16 protein-coding genes are annotated in these 15,738 nt (G+C 68.8%); 6 read left to right on the top strand and 10 right to left on the bottom strand.

Translation table 11 applies throughout. The annotated features are described in order from the left end of the window. Positions 1–86: 86 nt before the first annotated feature. The 4 genes from AB0B28_RS19095 to AB0B28_RS19080 are packed head-to-tail and all read left to right on the top strand — an operon-like array spanning position 87 to position 4,798. Positions 87–1,997, top strand: coding sequence for a beta-galactosidase (locus AB0B28_RS19095; RefSeq protein ID WP_360122986.1), 1,911 nt, complete (start codon positions 87–89; stop codon positions 1,995–1,997). A 46-nt stretch (positions 1,998–2,043) separates the two neighbouring features. Beyond that, positions 2,044–3,636 carry an MDR family MFS transporter gene (locus AB0B28_RS19090; protein WP_360122983.1) on the top strand — a complete coding sequence of 531 codons (1,593 nt, stop codon included), beginning with the start codon at positions 2,044–2,046 and terminating at the stop codon, positions 3,634–3,636. Position 3,637: 1 nt separating this feature from the next. Then, positions 3,638–4,294 carry an NADPH-dependent F420 reductase gene (locus AB0B28_RS19085; RefSeq protein WP_360123179.1) on the top strand — a complete coding sequence of 219 codons (657 nt, stop codon included), beginning with the start codon at positions 3,638–3,640 and terminating at the stop codon, positions 4,292–4,294. Between the two features lie 54 nt (positions 4,295–4,348). After that, on the top strand, positions 4,349–4,798 hold the full coding sequence (locus AB0B28_RS19080; protein WP_360122980.1) for an amino acid racemase: 450 nt from the start codon (positions 4,349–4,351) through the stop codon (positions 4,796–4,798). On the opposite strand, the gene AB0B28_RS19075 is transcribed toward AB0B28_RS19080, so the two are convergent. From AB0B28_RS19075 to AB0B28_RS19035, 9 genes are read right to left on the bottom strand one after another with little or no spacing between them, the layout of a single operon-like run. Then, on the bottom strand, positions 4,795–5,562 hold the full coding sequence (locus AB0B28_RS19075) for an acVLRF1 family peptidyl-tRNA hydrolase (protein ID WP_360122977.1): 768 nt from the start codon (positions 5,560–5,562) through the stop codon (positions 4,795–4,797). The two genes, AB0B28_RS19080 and AB0B28_RS19075, sit on opposite strands and share 4 nt — an antisense overlap. Before the next feature lie 44 nt (positions 5,563–5,606). After that, positions 5,607–5,945, bottom strand: coding sequence for a metal-sulfur cluster assembly factor (locus AB0B28_RS19070; protein WP_360122974.1), 339 nt, complete (start codon positions 5,943–5,945; stop codon positions 5,607–5,609). A gap of 27 nt (positions 5,946–5,972) precedes the next feature. Beyond that, positions 5,973–6,416: a Fe-S cluster assembly sulfur transfer protein SufU gene (gene sufU, locus AB0B28_RS19065; protein ID WP_360122971.1), complete on the bottom strand. Its 444-nt coding sequence runs from the start codon at positions 6,414–6,416 to the stop codon at positions 5,973–5,975. Further along, a complete protein-coding gene (locus tag AB0B28_RS19060; protein WP_360122968.1) occupies positions 6,416–7,684 on the bottom strand; it encodes a cysteine desulfurase in 1,269 nt (422 codons plus the stop codon). Before AB0B28_RS19060 ends, sufU begins: the two co-directional genes overlap by 1 nt. A gap of 21 nt (positions 7,685–7,705) precedes the next feature. After that, entirely contained in the window at positions 7,706–8,467 is a 762-nt protein-coding gene (gene sufC / locus AB0B28_RS19055) for a Fe-S cluster assembly ATPase SufC (RefSeq protein ID WP_360122965.1), read from the bottom strand. 10 nt (positions 8,468–8,477) lie between these two features. After that, on the bottom strand, positions 8,478–8,816 hold the full coding sequence (locus AB0B28_RS19050; RefSeq protein ID WP_360122962.1) for a non-heme iron oxygenase ferredoxin subunit: 339 nt from the start codon (positions 8,814–8,816) through the stop codon (positions 8,478–8,480). Then, positions 8,817–10,007: a Fe-S cluster assembly protein SufD gene (gene sufD / locus AB0B28_RS19045; protein WP_360122959.1), complete on the bottom strand. Its 1,191-nt coding sequence runs from the start codon at positions 10,005–10,007 to the stop codon at positions 8,817–8,819. A gap of 32 nt (positions 10,008–10,039) precedes the next feature. Then, positions 10,040–11,473 (bottom strand): Fe-S cluster assembly protein SufB, encoded by a 1,434-nt coding sequence (gene sufB, locus AB0B28_RS19040; RefSeq protein WP_360122955.1) that lies wholly within the window; start codon positions 11,471–11,473, stop codon positions 10,040–10,042. 27 nt (positions 11,474–11,500) lie between these two features. Beyond that, positions 11,501–12,232: a metalloregulator ArsR/SmtB family transcription factor gene (locus AB0B28_RS19035; RefSeq protein WP_360122952.1), complete on the bottom strand. Its 732-nt coding sequence runs from the start codon at positions 12,230–12,232 to the stop codon at positions 11,501–11,503. 196 nt (positions 12,233–12,428) lie between these two features. Between AB0B28_RS19035 and AB0B28_RS19030 the strand changes: the two genes are divergently transcribed. Together AB0B28_RS19030 and AB0B28_RS19025 are read left to right on the top strand one after the other, a co-directional pair. Further along, entirely contained in the window at positions 12,429–13,406 is a 978-nt protein-coding gene (locus AB0B28_RS19030; protein ID WP_360122949.1) for a COX15/CtaA family protein, read from the top strand. A 53-nt stretch (positions 13,407–13,459) separates the two neighbouring features. Further along, complete coding sequence (locus AB0B28_RS19025; RefSeq protein WP_360122946.1) at positions 13,460–14,440, top strand: ADP-ribosylglycohydrolase family protein; 981 nt, start codon at positions 13,460–13,462, stop codon at positions 14,438–14,440. Positions 14,441–14,560: 120 nt separating this feature from the next. Here AB0B28_RS19025 and AB0B28_RS19020 read toward each other — a convergent pair whose 3' ends face one another. Then, positions 14,561–15,712: an NADP-dependent malic enzyme gene (locus AB0B28_RS19020; protein WP_360122943.1), complete on the bottom strand. Its 1,152-nt coding sequence runs from the start codon at positions 15,710–15,712 to the stop codon at positions 14,561–14,563. Between the last annotated feature and the right edge of the window lie 26 nt (positions 15,713–15,738).

The raw sequence follows: 15,738 nt of genomic DNA, 5'->3' as shown, positions 1-15,738 counted from the left end.
ACATTAGGCTGGGCAAATCGCCCCACAAGCCGTTAGTTTAGTCTTGCAACTAATGGCTCGCCGCCCCGTGTGATGGAGGACCCCTGATGGACTGGCCCAAAGGCCTCGACGGCCTCAGCTACGGCGGCGACTACAACCCCGAGCAGTGGCCCGAGGACATCTGGGACGACGACGTGCACCTCATGCGCGAAGCCGGCGTCAACCTCGTCACCGTCGGCGTGTTCTCCTGGTCCCGCCTCGAACCCAGAGAAGGCGAATACGACTTCGACTGGCTCGACCGCGTCCTGGACAAACTCCACGCCGGCGGCATCCGCGTCAACCTCGCCACCCCCACCGCCTCCCCGCCGCCGTGGTTCACCCTCGCCCACCCCGACGCACTGAACACCCGCCCCGACGGGGTCCTCCAAGTCCACGGCTCCCGCGACACCTACGACATCTGCGCGCCCGCCTACCAAGACGCCTCCCGGCGGATCGCCGCCGCGCTCGCCGAGCGGTACGCCCAGCACCCGGCGCTGGCGATGTGGCACGTCCACAACGAATACGGCTCGGCCACCCACTCCGCGCACGCCGAACGGGCCTTCCGCGTCTGGCTCCAGGAGAAGTACAAGACCCTCGAAGCGCTCAACGAAGCATGGTGGGGCTCGTTCTGGTCCCAGGCCTACAGCGACTGGGACCAGATCCTCGCGCCCCGCGCCACCCAATACCTCGCCAACCCCACCCACGAACTCGACTACAAGCGCTTCACCTCCGACGCCATGCTCGCCCACTACAAGGACCAGCGCGACATTCTCAGGGAGGCGAACCCCGAGGTCCCGATCACGACCAATCTCGTGTTCGGCCAATGGGTTCCGGTCGACCCGCACCAGTGGGCGAGCGAGGTCGACCTGATCGCGTTCGACTCCTACCCTTCGGCGCCCGACGAGCGAGCCGAGCAACAGAGCGCCCTCCACGCCGACCTCTCCCGGTCGTGGGCCGGCGGCGGCGACTGGCTGCTCATGGAGCAGGCCGCCGCCACCGTCCACTCCCCGCACGGCAACATCGCCAAGACTCCCGGCCGCATGGCCCGCCACTCCATGATCCACATCAGCCGCGGCTCCAAAGGCGCCCTGTTCTTCCAATGGCGGGCAGGGAAAGGCGGGGCCGAGCAATGGCATTCCGCGCTGCTCCCCCACGCGGGCAAGCACACCCGGATGTTCCGGGAAGTCACCGAGTTCGGGAACGTCCTGCCCGGCATCGCGCACACCGTCGCCTCCCCGGTCGAGACCGACACGGCGATCCTGTGGAGCCACGAATCCTGGTGGGCCACCGGCGGAGCGCACCTGCCGGCGCCCGTCGACTATCTGGAGAACGTGGCGCAGATCCACCGCGTCCTACGCGAGCGAGGCGTCGTGGCCGACTTCGCGACCCCCGGCGGAGACCTGTCGAAGTACCGGACGGTGATCGCGCCCAGCACCTACATCCTCTCCGAGGCCGAAGCGGAGAACCTCCGCTGGTTCACCGCCGGGGGCGGTCGCCTCGTCGCGTCGTATCTGACCGGCGCGGTCGATGAACACTGTCAGGTGTGGACCGGTGGGTATCTGGGCGGGCTCACCGATCTGTTCGGGATCCGGGTCACCGAGCATCTGCCTCAACCTGCCGGTGAATTGCGGGCGTTGTGGAATTTCGGTGCGGCCGAACGGTTCTGCGAACTCGTGGAACTTCGCGGAGCCCAATGCGTGACCCAGTACGCGACCGGGGACGTGATCGAGAACCAGCCCGCGGTCACGGTGAATCCCTTCGGCGAGGGCGAGGCGTGGTATGTGTCGTGCAAGCTCGTGGACGAGGCCTGGGACCGGCTGTTCGAGGAGCTCGAACTGACCGGGCCGGGCTCGCCTGGGGTCGACGTGGTCGACCGAGGGCCTTGGCGGTTCATCGTCAACCACACCGAGAAGGAGGCCCAGGTCGGGCAGGTTATCGTCCCGGCCGGGTCGTGGGCGGTCGACCGGCGGCCCGAATAGGCCGTTTCGGCCCGTCTTCGCGGAGGCGGGCCATACGCTCGGCTCTATGAGCCCGAGCGCCACCATGAGTAAACGCGAGCTGTACACGCTGTTCGGGGCGCTCATGCTCACGATGCTGCTCGCCTCGCTCGATCAGACGATCGTCGGGACCGCGCTGCCGACGATCGTCGGTGATCTTCATGGCATGGACGACTACACGTGGGTCGTCACCGCCTATCTCATCGCCACGACCGCGTCGGTGCCGTTGTACGGCAAGCTCTCGGACCTGTACGGCAGGCGACCGGTGATCCTGACGGCGATCGTGATCTTCCTGGTCGCGTCCGCGCTGGCCGGGCTGGCGCAGAACATGCTGCAACTGGTGCTGTTCCGCGGGCTCCAGGGCCTGGGCGGCGGCGGACTGATCACGCTCGCGTTCACCGTGGTGTCCGACGTGGTCTCTCCGCGGGAGCGGGGCCGCTACCAGGGGTTCTTCGGTGCGGTCTTCGGGATCTCGTCGGTGGCGGGACCGGTGCTCGGCGGGTGGCTGGCCGAGGTCGACTGGCGGTGGATCTTCTACATCAACCTGCCGCTCGGGTTCGCCGCGATGATCGCGGTCGACCAGATCCTGCGCAGGCACCACTTCCCGACCCGGCCCCACCAGATCGACTGGCTCGGCGCGGGCTGCCTCGTCCCGGCCGTGGTCAGTCTCCTGTTGGCCGTCACCTGGGGCGGGAAGGACTACGCGTGGAGCTCACCGGTCATCGTCGGCCTGTTCGGGGCCGCGGCGCTGCTGACCGCGGCGTTCATCGTGGTCGAGACCCGCGCCGAGGAGCCGATCCTGCCGTTGCGGATGTTCAAGCAGGGGACGTTCGCTCTGGCGAGCGTCATCGCTTTGATCTTCGGGGTGGGGATGTTCTCGGGGATCGTGTATATCCCCCTGTTCTTCCAGATGGTCCGCGGATACACGCCCACCGAATCGGGGCTGCTCATGCTGCCGATGATGGTCGGCATGGTCATCACCTCGGTGAGTTCGGGGTTCGTGATCTCGCGGCTGGGGCGCTACAAGTGGTTCCTGGTGGCCGGGTCGGTCGTGATCACCGCCGGGCTCGCCTTGTTCACGCAGTTGCACGTCGACACGCCGCTGTGGGTCTCCAGCGTCTACCTGCTGGTGCTGGGCGTCGGCATGGGCATGTTCATGCAGCCGCTGGTGCTGGCCATGCAGAACATCGTCCGAATCGAGGACCTCGGCGCGGGCACCAGCACCAACAACTTCGCCCGGTCGCTGGGCGGCGCGGTCGGCACCGCCGTCCTCGGCGCGGTCATGACCACCCGCCTGGGCACCGAACTCGACGCGAACCTCCCCGGGGCGGTCGGTGAGCTCTCCCCCGACGAGCAGGCCGCGTTCGCCCAGACCGACCTGAACGCCGTCATGGAATCGCCGACCGTGGTCGCCCACCTCCCCGGGCCCGTGCGGACCGTGGTGCAGCAGGCCTTCACCGACGGCCTCGACCGCGTGTTCCTCATCGCCGCGTGCATCGCCGCCGTCACCATCGTCCTCACCCTGTTCATGCCGAACCTGACCCTGCGCGCCACCCAGCGCGAAGCGCCCGACGACCCCGACGCGAAAGCCGCCGAGATCAAGGCCGAGACCTCCCCCTGAGATCGAACTGCTTGCACGCCAACACAAGGAGGAAACGCACATGGAGATTCTCATCGTCGGCTCGGGCAACATGGCCCGCGGCATCGGGCTGCGGCTCGTCCGCGGCGGCCACCAGGTCCGCATCGCCGACCGTCAACCCGACAAGGCCGCCGACCTCGCCGCCGAACTCGGCGAAAGCGCCGCCGGAGAAGTGCTCGACAGCGCCGCCGGAGCCGAGGTGATCGTGCTCGCGACCCCGTACGAGGGGAGCCTTGAGGTTGCGCGGCTGTGGGCCGACCAGCTCGCGGGCAAGACCGTCGTCGACATCTGCAACCCGGTCGACTTCGACACCTTCGATGGCCTGGTGACCCCGCCCGACAAGTCCGCGGCCCAACAGATCGCCGACGCCGCACCCGGGGCGCGCGTCGTCAAAGCGTTCAACACCACGTTCGCGTCCCGCCTTGCCAACTCGACGCCGCTGGACGTGTTCATCGCCGGGGACGACCCCGACGCGAAGAAGACCGTCACCGGCCTGTGCCTGGATGCCGACCTGCGCCCCATCGACGTCGGCGGCCTCAAACACGCCCGCGCCCTCGAAGCGTTCCAGCTGCTGCACATGAAAGTCCAAGACCAGATCAACGGCGGCTGGACCACCGCTATCGCCTTCACCGAAGCCTGAACACGCAGACGCCGCCCCGGCCCGCGCCGGGGCGGCGGCGCCGAATACGTCGCGTTGTGCACCAACACGATGCACGTGGTCGCCGAAACGATCGAGAACGCGATCGACGTGCCGTTCGTGCACCTCGTGGACGCCGTCGCCGCCAGCGCGCGGGCGGGCGGGCCGGGGACGGTCGGGTTGCTGGGGACCCGGTTCACGATGGAGATGGGGTTCTACGCCGAGCGGATGGCGCGTCACGGGATCGAGGTGCTGGTCCCGGCCGAGGCCGAGCGGGAGGCGGTGCACGAGATCATTTACGGCGAGTTGACGCTCGGGCAGGTCCGTGAGGCGTCGCGGGAGGTCTACCGCGAGGTCATGGCCGGTCTGGCCTCGCGGGGGGCGGCGGGGATCGTGTTCGGGTGCACCGAGATCACGTTGCTGGTGGACGGGTCGGACAGTCCGGTCCCGGTCTTCGACTCCACGCGGATCCACACTGAACGGCTGGTGGAGCTCGCGTTGGGTTAGGGCTCGTCTGCGTAGAACGCCGCTTGGATGTCCGGGTCGATGTCGAACGCGGCGTCGTCGTATTCGAGCTGGCCTTTCAGGCTGCCGAAGGTCACTCGGCGCTTGTCCGGGTCGGGGAGGTGGATTTGGAAGCTTATTGCCCTGTAGGCGGTCGGGGCGAGGAGGGCTTGTTTGGGTTCGGGGGTGTCGCCGAAGTGGACCGCGGGCTTGAGAGCGGTGAGGCGGGGGTCTTCGAGGATGCCCTCTACCGGGCCCGCGGTGACCAGGGCGTCGAAGTTGGCGTTGCCGAGGACGGCGAAGGCCGCTTCGCGTGCTCGTTTCTGGGCGGCTTTGGCCTGGCCTTCGCGGCGGCGGGCGAAGCGCTGTTGGGATTGGCCGCCTGCCTTGGTGGTGCCCTGGACGTAGGAGGTGTCGGTCTTGGAGGTGAGGATGCGGCCGTCGGCGAGGATGCCGACGGAGTAGGCGCCTTTGCGGGCCAGGAGGACTGCGATGCGGCGGGGTTCGAGGGCGTAGTCCCTCAGGTGCTCGGCGGCGCGGATCGGGTCGGGGTCGAGCAGCCACGCCGAAGGCAGGCCGCCGGCGAGCGTCCAGACGACGCTCGCCAACGGTCCCTCGTTCGATTCGATCGTCCACGCGTCGCCCTCGGCGTGGTGGGCGGCGATGCCGCCGTTGCGGGCGGCGAAGTTCGCGACCCACTTGGGGAGCCGTTCGGGTTCGACCTCGACGATCTTGCCGCCGCCGGAGGCGGGGCGGACCTTCACCATGTCGCTAGACGCTGCTGCGTCTCATCCTTCAACGTCTGACGCCGTCAGACGTTGAAGCCCAAGGCGCGCAACTGGTCGCGGCCGTCGTCGGTGATCTTGTCGGGGCCCCACGGCGGGATCCACACCCAGTTGATCTTGAGGTCGGAGGCCAGGCCGCCTTCGGCGCCGGTCGTCAGGGCCGTGCGGGACTGGTCCTCGATGACGTCGGTCAGCGGGCAGGCCGCCGAGGTCAGGGTCATGTCGAGGGTGACCACGTTCTGTTCGTCGACGTGGACGCCGTAGATCAGGCCCAGGTCGACGACGTTGATGCCCAGCTCGGGGTCGACGACGTCCTTCATGGCTTCGAGGATGTCGTCCTCTTTGGCCTTCACGGTGTCGGTCATGCTCCGGTCCTTCCGGGGATCGAGGCTTTAATCATTGGTCGCCGAAGCGCGGACCAGGGCGTCCTTGAACGCCATCCAGCCCAGCAGCGCGCACTTGACGCGCATCGGGTATTTCGAGACGCCCGCGAACGCGACGGCGTCCTCCAGGGTCTCCTCGTCGCCCTCGCCGTGGCCCTTGGAGTTCATGAGCTCGGTGAACTCGGCGAGGCGCGCCAGAGCGTCGTCCACGGACTGGCCCTGGACCAGTTCGTACAGGACCGACGCGGAGGCCTTGGAGATCGAGCAGCCGACGTTCTCGTAGGAGACGTCGGCGACCTTGTCGCCCTCCACGTGGACCCGGAGGGTGATCTCGTCGCCGCAGGTCGGGTTGACCTGGTGCGACTCGCCCTCGAAGGGTTCGCGCAGTCCCGCGCCGCGGGGGCGCTTGTAGTGGTCCAGGATGACTTCCTGGTACAGCTCGTCGAGATCCATCAGCCGAACACCTTTCGCACCTTGCCCAACGCCTCCACGAGCCGGTCTATTTCCTCGTGGGTGTTGTAGACGTACCCCGAGGCCCTCGTGGTGGCGTTGACGCCGAAGCGGTCGCAGGTGGGTTTGGCGCAGTGGTGGCCGACCCGGACGGCGATCCCTTCGGAGTCGAGGATCTGGCCCACGTCGTGCGGGTGGACCTCGGCGAACGTGAACGACACGGTGGCGCTGCGGCCGATGGGGACCCGGGGGCCGACCACGGTGAGCCCGTCGACGGTCTCCAGGCGCTCGAGCATGTACCCGGCGAGTTCCTTCTCGTGGGCCCGCACGTTGTCCATGCCCAGCCCTTCGAGGTAGTCGACCGCGGCGGCCAGGCCCACGGCCTCGGCGATCGGCGGCGTCCCGGCCTCGAACTTCGCCGGTGCGTCGGCGAAAGAGGCACCGGACATGGTGACGGTCTTGATCATCGAGCCGCCGGTCAGGAACGGCGGCATCGCTTCCAGCAGTTCGGCCTTCGCCCACAGGACGCCGATGCCGGTGGGCCCGAGCATCTTGTGGCCGGTGAACGCGATGAAGTCGACGCCGAGCTCGGACACGTTCACCGGGATGTGCGGCACGGACTGGGAGGCGTCCAGGCCCACCAGCGCGCCGACCTCGCGGGCGCGGGCGGTGATCTGCGAGGTCGGGTTCACGGTGCCGAGCAGGTTGGACACGGCGGTGAACGAGACGATCTTGCACCGTTCGGTGATGACCTCGGGGACGCTCTCCAGGTCGAGGCGGCCGTGGTCGGTGACGCCGATCCACTTGAGCGTGGCGCCGGTGCGCTGCGCGAGTTGCTGCCACGGGATCAGGTTCGCGTGGTGCTCCATCTCGGTCACCACGATCTCGTCGCCGGGCCCGAGCTTGAAGCGCGGGTCGGCGCCGGGGTCGAACGCGGCGTTCTGGAACGCGTAGGCCAGCAGGTTGATCGCTTCGGTGGAGTTCTTGGTGAACACCACTTCGTCGGCACTGGGGGCGCCGATGAACGCGGCCACGCGGGCGCGGGCGCCTTCGTAGGCCTCGGTCGCTTCGGCGCCGAGCGTGTGCACCGAACGTGAGATGTTCGCGTTCGAGTGGTCGGTGAAGCGGCGCATCGCCTCGAACACCTGGACGGGCTTCTGCGAGGTGGCGGCCGAGTCGAGATAGGCCAGCCGCCGGCCCCCGATCCTGCGGTCCAGGATCGGGAAGTCGGCGCGGACGGCCTCGACGTCGAGCTTGGTGACAGCCTCCACGGGCTCCTTCTTCCTGGTGGTCTAGGCGGCCTTCTGGCCGACGTAGGACTCGTAGCCTTCGGCTTCGAGCTTGTCGGCCAGTTCGGGGCCGCCCTCTTCGGCGATCTTGCCGTCGACGAAGACGTGCACGAAGTCGGGCTTGACGTACCGCAGGATGCGCGTGTAGTGGGTGATGAGCAGGACACCGGAGTCGCTGGTGGCCTTGGCGTGGTTGATGCCCTCGGAGACGACGCGCAGCGCGTCGACGTCGAGGCCGGAGTCGGTCTCGTCGAGGATCGCGAACTTGGGCTTGAGCAGCTCCATCTGGAGGATCTCGTGGCGCTTCTTCTCACCGCCGGAGAAGCCCTCGTTGACGTTGCGGTTGATGAACGCCTCGTCCATCTTCAGCTCCGACATCGCGCCCTTGAGGTCCTTCATCCAGGTGCGGATCTTCGGGGCCTCGCCGTCGACGGCGGTCTTGGCGGTGCGCAGGAAGTTGGAGACGCTCACCCCGGGGACCTCGACCGGGTACTGCATGGCCAGGAACAGGCCGGCGCGGGCGCGTTCGTCGACGGTCATCTCCAGGACGTCCTCGCCGTCGAGGTGGACGGTCCCGCCGGTGATCTCGTACTTCGGGTGCCCGGCCAGCGAGTAGGCCAGGGTCGACTTGCCGGACCCGTTGGGGCCCATGATGGCGTGGGTCTCCCCGGAGTTGATGGTGAGGTCGACGCCGTGCAGGATCGCCTTGGCGCCGTCTTCGGTGTCGACCGAGACGTGCAGGTCGCGGATCTCGAGCTTGCTCATTGCTGGTTTCCTAAGCGTGTTCGGTGGTCTTGGGTTTCAGGCTGAGGTAGACGTCGCCGTCGCGGACTTCGGCCGGATAGGTCGGGACCGGCGCCGTGGCGGGCGGTCCCGAGGGTTTCCCGGTGCGCAGGTCGAAGCTGGAGCCGTGGAGCCAGCATTCGATCGAGCAGTCCTCGACGTCGCCCTCCGAGAGCGCCACGGCCGCGTGGGAGCACTCGTCGTAGAGGGCGAAGACCTCGTCGCCTTTGCGCACGAGCACGATCGACGTGCCGTGGATGTCGGCCGCGATCGGCTCGGCCTCCGGCAGCTCGTCGAGCGCGCACACGCGCAGGAAATCCGTGTCGGTCATCTACGCACCGGCCTCGGCTGGCCCGGCATCGAGGCGGGCCACGACGAGCTCGGTGAGCTCCTCGCGCAGTTCCTCGGACGGGATCTTCGAGACGATCTCGTTGAAGAAGCCCTTGACGACCAGGCGGCGGGCCTCGGCCTCGGGGATCCCCCTCGACTGGAGGTAGAACAGGTGCTCCTCGTCGAAGCGGCCCGTGGTCGAGGCGTGCCCGGCGCCGACGATCTCACCGGTCTCGATCTCCAGGTTGGGGACCGAGTCGGCCCGGGCCCCGTCGGAGAGGACGAGGTTCCGGTTGATCTCGTACGTGTCGGTGCCGGTGGCCTTGTCCTGGATGAGGACGTCGCCGACCCACACGGTGTGCGCGGTCGCGCCCTGGAGCGCCCCGCGGTAGTTGACGTTGGAGTGGCAGTCGGGCACCGAGTGGTCCACGAGCTGGCGCTGCTCCAAGTGCTGGCCGGCGTCGGCGAAGTAGAGCCCGTAGGCGTCCACAGAACCGCCGCGGCCGGCGTAGTCGATCGACAGGTACTGGCGCACCAGGTCGCCGCCGAGCGTCACCGCGATGTGGTCGAGCTTCGCGTCAGTGCCCAGGCGGGCCTTCTGGTGCTCGACGTGGGTGGACTCGCGGTCCCACTCGGCGACCACGACCAAGCGCAGGTGCGCGCCGTCGCCGACCGAGATCTCCACGTTGTCGCCCAGGCGGGCCTGACCGGTGTGACGCACGATCAACGTGACGTCGGCGTGGCGGCCGACCTCGATGTACGTGTGGGCCCACGTGGCGCCGTCCAGGCCGCCGCCGGTCACGTCGAGCCACACCGGCTCGGCGACCTGAGTCTCGGGCGCGACGGCCACGAGCAGGGCCTTCTCGCTGTTGGCCCACGCGACCGCGCTCGGGCGGTCGAACGGGGTCAGGATCGAACCCAGGCGGGCGTCGTCCTTGCCGATGGCCTCGGCGCTCACACCCTCGGGCAGGCTGCGGATCGCGTACTCCGCGGCCTTCGCCGCCGGAGCGGTCTCGGCCGAGTCGAGCCCGGCGAGGCGCTTGATCGGCGTGAACCGCCACTCCTCCTCACGGCCGGTGAGGGTCGGGAACTGGGCAGGGTCGAACGAGCGCAGCAGCTGCGACTTCGTCTTGGGCGGCGCCTCGCCCACGCCGTGGGTGTGCGGCTTGGCATTCGCCAATTCGATGCTCATGAATCTCGGTTCCTAGTTCCTAGCCGGGCCGCTTAACCGACCGCGCCTTCCATTTGAAGTTCGATCAGGCGGTTGAGCTCCAGGGCGTACTCCATCGGGAGTTCCTTGGCGATGGGCTCGATGAAGCCGCGCACGATCATCGCGGCGGCCTCGTCCTCGGTCAGGCCGCGGCTCATGAGGTAGAACATCTGGTCCTCGCCGATCTTGGAGACCGTGGCCTCGTGGCCCATGTCCACGTCGTCCTCGCGGATGTCCACGTACGGGTACGTGTCCGAACGCGAGATCGTGTCGACCAGCAAAGCGTCGCACTTGACGGTGGACTTCGCGTGGTGCGAGCCGTCGTCGACCTTCACCAGGCCGCGGTAGGAGGTGCGGCCGCCGCCCCGGGAGATCGACTTGGAGACGATCGTGGAGGACGTGTGCGGCGCGGCGTGCGTCATCTTCGCGCCGGTGTCCTGGTGCTGGCCCTCGCCGGCCATCGCGACCGACAGGACCTCGCCCTTGGCGTGCTCGCCGACCATGACCACGGCCGGGTACTTCATGGTGACCTTGGAGCCGAGGTTCCCGTCGACCCACTCCATGGTCGCGCCCTGCTCGGCGATCGCCCGCTTGGTGACCAGGTTGTAGACGTTCGACGACCAGTTCTGGATCGTCGTGTACCGCACGCGCGCGTCCTTCTTGACGATGATCTCCACGACCGCCGAGTGCAGCGAGTCCGAGGAGTACACCGGGGCGGTGCAGCCCTCGATGTAGTGCACGAACGAGCCCTCGTCGGCGATGATGAGCGTGCGCTCGAACTGGCCCATGTTCTCGGTGTTGATCCGGAAGTAGGCCTGGAGCGGGATCTCGACGTGGACGCCCTTGGGGACGTAGATGAACGAGCCGCCCGACCAGGTCGCGGTGTTCAGCGCGGCGAACTTGTTGTCGCCCACCGGGATCACCGAACCGAAGTACTCCTTGAACAGCTCGGGGTGCTCGCGCAGGCCCGTGTCGGTGTCCATGAACACCACGCCCTGCTCCTCCAGGTCCTCGCGGATGGAGTGGTACAGCACCGTCGACTCGTACTGGGCGGCCACGCCGGAGACCAGCTGCTGGCGCTCGGCCTCGGGGATACCCAGCTTGTCGTAGGTCTTCTTGATGTCCTCGGGCAGGTCCTCCCAGGACTCGGCCTGCTTCTCGGAGGCCTCGACGTAGTACTTGATGTTGTCGAAGTCGATCCCCGAGAGGTCGGCGCCCCAGTTGGGCATGGGTTTGCGGCCGAAGAGCTTGAGCCCCTTGAGGCGCAGGTCCAGCATCCACTCCGGTTCGTTCTTGCGCGCGGAGATGTCGCGGACGACCTCTTCGGTCAGCCCGCGCCGCGCGTTCGCACCGGCGATGTCGGAGTCGGCCCAGCCGTACTCGTACCGCTCCAGGGAGGCGAGGGCCTCCTCCTGGCTCAGCGGTTCGCTCTTCTGCGTGTCGGTCATCTCAAGTCTCACCTTTGACCTGTCGGGTTATCGGTCGGCGCGTTCGGGATCGGGCAGCGGCACCGGGCCGCTTCCCCCGTCGGCGCAGGCGGCCTCGCGGCCGTGGTTCTGGCCGGGCACATGGGTGGTGCACACCCCGTCCCCGTTGGCGATCGTGGCCAGCCGCTGGACGTGTACGCCCAGCAGACGGCTGATCACCCTGGTCTCCGCCTCGCACAGCTGCGGGAACTCCGCGGCCACGCCCGCCACCGGGCAATGATGCTGGCAGATCTGCCCGCCCGAGGCGATGACCGACGCCGTGGCGGCGTAGCCCTCCCCGGACATCGCGGTGGCGAGCGCCTGGGCGCGCGCCATCGGGTCCTGCGAGTCGACCGCGTCCATGGCGGCCCGGCAACGGGCCTCCAAGCGCGCGACCTGCTCGGCGGCGAAACCGCCGACGGCGTCCTCGCCTTCGAACCGGCGGATCCAGCGCAGCGCCTCCATCGCGAGATCGTCGTAGGTGTGGCCGAAGGAGGTGCGGGCGGCCGGCGTGAGCTGGTAGCTCCTGGCCGGTCGGCCGCGGCCGGCGGTGCGGACCACGCGGGTCTCGACCTGGCCTTCGGCCTCCATCGCGTCGAGATGGCGGCGGGTGGCGGTGGCGGTGATGCCGAGGTCCTGCGCGAGGTCGGAGGCCGTGGCGTGGCCCCGTTCGAGCAGCAACCGGGTCACTCGACGGCGGGTGTCCCCGTCGGTCGAGTGGCTGGTCGCCCTCGTCACCATTTCCACAAGCTAAATGTTACCTAATTCGCGTTGGGGCGTCGATATGGCGGAAGGTGAGACGGGGCACGCAGGCATGCCTAACCTCACCTGCCCCAAGGGGCGGCTCGCGAACCACCGGCGCGCCTGTCGGGAAGCGCCGGACACATCGCTCGACCCGGCCCGTGGCCGGAGCCGCCTGGAAGGTTAGATTCGCGCCGTGGAGCTGTTGCAGCGTTGGTTCGGTCGGCCCAGTGCGATTCGCCGGTGGGCGCTCGCGGCCGTGATCGCCAACATCGGGATCATCGTGACCGGCGGCGCGGTGCGCCTGACCGAATCGGGCCTCGGCTGCCCCGAATGGCCCAAGTGCACGCCCGAATCCCTGGTCACCACCCCTGAGATGGGGATCTACGGGGTCATCGAGTTCGGGAACCGGGTGCTGACGTTCCTGCTCGTCGCGATCGCCGTCGGCGCGCTCCTCGCGGCCTGGCGGCGCGTCCCGCGCCGCGCCTCGCTGGTCAAGCTCGCGTTCGCCGGGCTCCTGTACGTCCCGGCGCAGGCGATCATCGGCGGGATCACCGTGTGGACCAACCTCAACCCGTGGGTGGTGGGCCTGCACTTCCTGGCCTCGATCCCGCTGGTCGCGATCTCGGTGACGCTGTACGTGCGATCGGGCGAACCCGACGGCGAGGTCGTGCCGCTCGTGCCGCGCGCCGTGAAGCTCCTGGGCCGGGGCATCGTGGGCGTGGCCGCCGCGGTGATCGTGCTCGGCGTGGTCGTCACCGGCTCGGGCCCGCACGCGGGCGACGCCGACACCCCGCGCAACGGCATGGACCCGGCCTTGATGTCGCAGCTCCACGCCGACCTCGTGTGGCTCCTGCTGGGCCTGACCGTGGCCCTCATCGCCGCGCTCCACGCGGTCAAAGCACCCGACAAGGCCAAGCGCGCCGCGTACGTGCTGCTCGTGGTCGAACTCCTCCAAGGCGTCATCGGCTACACGCAGTACTACCTCGACCTGCCGATCCTCCTGGTCGGCCTTCACATGCTCGGCGCCGGCGTCCTGTGGGCCGCCGCGATGGCGATCCCCTTCAGCCTCCGCCGCCGCGCCCCCCGCACCGAAGGCGTCACGCCCCTCCACTACGAGATCCACGGCGAACGCGAAGGCGACAAGATCATCGAGCGAGAACCCGCCGTCTAGAGCCCCGGATCTGGAGGTTCCGCCGAGAGGCATGGGGGCCATAGAATCTCGGCGTGAGTGATGGAGTTTCGCGGCGGAGCCGTGTGATGGGGTGTCTGATCGGGGGCGCGGTCGGCGATGCGCTGGGGTATCAGGTCGAGTTCGACTCGTGGGAGCGGATCGCGAGCGACTTCGGGCCCGATGGGGTCACCCAGATGCAGTACAACCGGGTCTCCGACGACACGCAGATGACGCTGTTCACCGCCGAGGGGCTGCTCCTGGCCGAGGCGGGCGCGGAGGTCGACTCGGTGCGGCTGGCGTACCTGCGGTGGTTGCAGACCCAAAGAGAACCCATGCCTCCCAACGGTTCTGAAGGACTAGCGGCGCAGCCGTGGCTGTACGCGCGGCGCGCGCCCGGCGGGGCGTGCATCTCGGGGCTGGCCGCGCACGACCGCAGCGCCGCGGCCGACTGGCGCAGCACCCTCGCGGTCGTGAACGCGAACTCCAAGGGCTGCGGGACCGTGATGCGCTCGGCCCCGTTCGGGCTGCGCTACTCCCCCGCCGAGGCCTACGAACTGGCCGAGGAATGCTCGCGCCTGACCCACGGGCACCCGACGGCCGGGGCCGCCGCGGGCGCGTTCGCGATGATCACCGCGCACCTGATGAACGGCGAGGCGCCGCAGCGCGCGGTCTCGGAGACCATGCTGCACTTGCGCAGCGGCCTCGACCGCTCCGAGACCGCCGACGCCCTCGGCGCGGCCTACGCACTGGCCGGGAACGTGCCGCCCGGGCCGAACACGTGCGCGCCACTGGGCGAAGGCTGGGTGGCCGAGGAGGCCCTGGCTATCGCGGTCTACTGCTTCCTGGGCACCGACGACGTGCGCGCGGGCCTCATCGCGGCCGTGAGCCACTCGGGCGACTCCGACTCGACCGGAGCGATCCTCGGCAACCTCTACGGCGCCGCCTACGGCCACGACGCGCTGCCGCGCGAATGGGCCTCGCAGGTCGAGGGCCGCGAGACGATCGAGACGCTCGCGGAGTTGATGGCGGCGTAAGGGACTTACCCGCGTGGATCGTATATCCTATCTCATATATAGTATACGATCCACGCATGACGACCGGCCTCGGTCCGAGACGCGAGACGCGAGACCGTCGAGGAATCTAACCCGGCCCGGTCAGGCGGCGGCCTTGACCGCTGCCGCCACTGCCGGGGCCACCCGCGGGTCCAAGGCCGAGGGGACGATGCGGTCCGGGGCGAGGTCCTCGGCCGCGATGTCGGCGATCGCCCTGGCCGCGGCGAGCTTCATCGCCTCGGTGATCTGGGCGGCCCCCGCGTCGAACGCGCCGCGGAAGATCCCCGGGAACGCCAGCACGTTGTTGATCTGGTTCGGATAGTCGCTGCGGCCGGTCGCCACGATCGCCGCGTGGCGGGCCGCGACCTCCGGGGCGACCTCCGGTGTCGGATTCGCCAGCGCGAAGACGATCGCGTTCGGGGCCATGCCTTGGAGTGCGGTTTCGGGGACGGTGCCGCCGGAGACGCCGACGAGGACGTCGGCGCCTTTGAGGGCGGTGGTGATGTCGCCGGTGCGTCCGTGGCGGTTGGTGGTGGCGGCGAGGTGTGTCTTGACGGGGTTGAGGCGGTCGCGGCCTTGGTGGATGATGCCGGTGGAGTCACAGACGATGATGTCGCCGACGCCGGCTTCGTTGAGGATCTTGGTGATGGCGACGCCTGCGGCGCCTGCGCCGACGATGGTGGCGGTGAGGTCTTCGGCGCGGCGTTCTTGGAGGCGGAGGGCGTTGGTGAGGGCGGCGAGGACGACGACGGCGGTGCCGTGCTGGTCGTCGTGGAAGACGGGGATGTCGAGCTGGGTCTTGAGGCGCTCTTCGATGTCGAAGCAGCGGGGGGCGGAGATGTCTTCGAGGTTGATGCCGCCGAAGGAGGGGGCGATGGCGGCCACGGCGGCGACGATGGCGTCGGGGTCTTTGGTGTCGAGGCAGATGGGGACGGCGTCGATGTCGGCGAATTGGCGGAAGAGCGCGGCTTTGCCTTCCATGACCGGGAGTGCGGCGGCGGGGCCGATGTCGCCGAGGCCGAGGACGGCGGTGCCGTCGGTGACGACGGCGACGACGTTGGAGCGCCAGGTGTGGGTGCGGGCGAGGGCTTCGTCGGCGGCGATGGCTTCGCAGACGCGGGCGACGCCGGGTGTGTAGGCGACGGAGAGGTCTTCGCGGCTGTCGAGGGGGATGGTGGTGGCGGTGCGGAGTTTGCCGCCGCGGTGGGCGAGGAAGATCGGGTCTTGCAGGTCGACCACGGTGTGCGCTGGCATGGAAAGCCTCATTGCTTCGGTGACGG

The organism is Glycomyces sp. NPDC046736, from assembly GCF_040645615.1.
Taxonomy (GTDB): domain Bacteria; phylum Actinomycetota; class Actinomycetes; order Mycobacteriales; family Micromonosporaceae; genus Glycomyces.
This window is presented reverse-complemented; position numbering and strand designations above follow the sequence as displayed.

What these genes read in the sequence shown, in the direction of transcription:
- AB0B28_RS19070 (WP_360122974.1), bottom strand. Translation starts at nt 5,945, where the DNA reads ATGACCGACACCGTGAAGGCCAAAGAGGACGACATCCTCGAAGCCATG.
- AB0B28_RS19050 (WP_360122962.1), bottom strand. Translation starts at nt 8,816, where the DNA reads ATGACCGACACGGATTTCCTGCGCGTGTGCGCGCTCGACGAGCTGCCG.
- AB0B28_RS19090 (WP_360122983.1), top strand. Translation starts at nt 2,044, where the DNA reads ATGAGCCCGAGCGCCACCATGAGTAAACGCGAGCTGTACACGCTGTTC.
- AB0B28_RS19095 (WP_360122986.1), top strand. Translation starts at nt 87, where the DNA reads ATGGACTGGCCCAAAGGCCTCGACGGCCTCAGCTACGGCGGCGACTAC.
- sufD (WP_360122959.1), bottom strand. Translation starts at nt 10,007, where the DNA reads ATGAGCATCGAATTGGCGAATGCCAAGCCGCACACCCACGGCGTGGGC.
- sufU (WP_360122971.1), bottom strand. Translation starts at nt 6,416, where the DNA reads ATGGATCTCGACGAGCTGTACCAGGAAGTCATCCTGGACCACTACAAG.
- sufC (WP_360122965.1), bottom strand. Translation starts at nt 8,467, where the DNA reads ATGAGCAAGCTCGAGATCCGCGACCTGCACGTCTCGGTCGACACCGAA.
- AB0B28_RS19075 (WP_360122977.1), bottom strand. Translation starts at nt 5,562, where the DNA reads ATGGTGAAGGTCCGCCCCGCCTCCGGCGGCGGCAAGATCGTCGAGGTC.
- AB0B28_RS19020 (WP_360122943.1), bottom strand. Translation starts at nt 15,712, where the DNA reads ATGCCAGCGCACACCGTGGTCGACCTGCAAGACCCGATCTTCCTCGCC.
- sufB (WP_360122955.1), bottom strand. Translation starts at nt 11,473, where the DNA reads ATGACCGACACGCAGAAGAGCGAACCGCTGAGCCAGGAGGAGGCCCTC.
- AB0B28_RS19035 (WP_360122952.1), bottom strand. Translation starts at nt 12,232, where the DNA reads ATGGTGACGAGGGCGACCAGCCACTCGACCGACGGGGACACCCGCCGT.